The organism is Fictibacillus arsenicus, assembly GCF_001999465.1.
Lineage (GTDB): Bacteria > Bacillota > Bacilli > Bacillales > Fictibacillaceae > Fictibacillus > Fictibacillus arsenicus.
Genome location: NZ_MQMF01000080.1, coordinates 1 through 680 on the forward strand (window position 1 = coordinate 1; position 680 = coordinate 680).

1 protein-coding gene and 1 pseudogene are annotated in these 680 nt (G+C 73.8%); one reads left to right on the plus strand and one right to left on the minus strand.

Features of this window, described 5'->3' with window-relative positions; genetic code table 11:
- Nucleotides 1–368 (plus strand): annotated as a pseudogene (locus tag UN64_RS21910) (heavy metal translocating P-type ATPase); the annotation flags it as partial.
- Here the strand turns inward: UN64_RS21910 and UN64_RS21915 are convergent.
- Nucleotides 284–589, minus strand: coding sequence for an antibiotic biosynthesis monooxygenase family protein (locus UN64_RS21915; RefSeq protein WP_077365997.1), 306 nt, complete (start codon nucleotides 587–589; stop codon nucleotides 284–286). The pseudogene UN64_RS21910 and the gene UN64_RS21915 overlap by 85 nt on opposite strands.
- Between the last annotated feature and the right edge of the window lie 91 nt (nucleotides 590–680).

Consider the following 680-nt stretch of genomic DNA (forward strand, 5'->3'; position numbering starts at 1 on the left):
ACATCGGCGTGGCCATGGGCGCGGCCGGCTCCGGCGTGGCCATCGAGACCGCGGACATCGCCCTGATGGGCGACCGGCTCGAGCGGCTGCCGCAGGCGCTCGATCTGGCCCGGCGCACGGTGCGGGTGATGCGGCAGAACATCGCGATCTCCCTCGTGACCGTCGCGGCCCTGCTGGCCGGAGTCTTCGCCGGCGGCGTCACGATGGCCGTCGGCATGCTCGTGCACGAGGCGTCCGTGCTGCTGGTCATCGTGAACGCGATGCGCCTGCTGCGGCGCCCGGGTCAGCCCAGGTCCACGACCTCGAACTCGAGCAGGTCGGCGCCCGTGGCGACCGGCGCCGGGCGGCCGCCCTGCTCGGCGGCGTGAGCGGCGGGCATGCGCCCGTCCCGCCAGCGATGGAAGTCCTCCTCCGACGCCCACGTCGTGACCACGAAGTAGCGGTCCTCGCCCGCCGTGGGCCGCAGCAGCTGGAAGCCCTCGAAGCCCGGCTCCTGGTCCACCGCGTGCTTGCGGGCGGCGAACCGCTTCTCGAGTTCCGGGCCGGCGCCCTCGGGGACGCTGATGGCGTTGATCTTCACGACGGACATGGGCAGAACTCCTCGTCGGCGGGGGTGCGGCGTCGGGTCGACGCCCTCACCGGCCGACTCTACGCCCGGCTGCGGGCCGGGAGTCCGTCGA

Excerpts from the sequence above, each read along its gene's own strand:
- UN64_RS21915 (WP_077365997.1), bottom strand. The coding sequence starts at position 589 with ATGTCCGTCGTGAAGATCAACGCCATCAGCGTCCCCGAGGGCGCCGGC.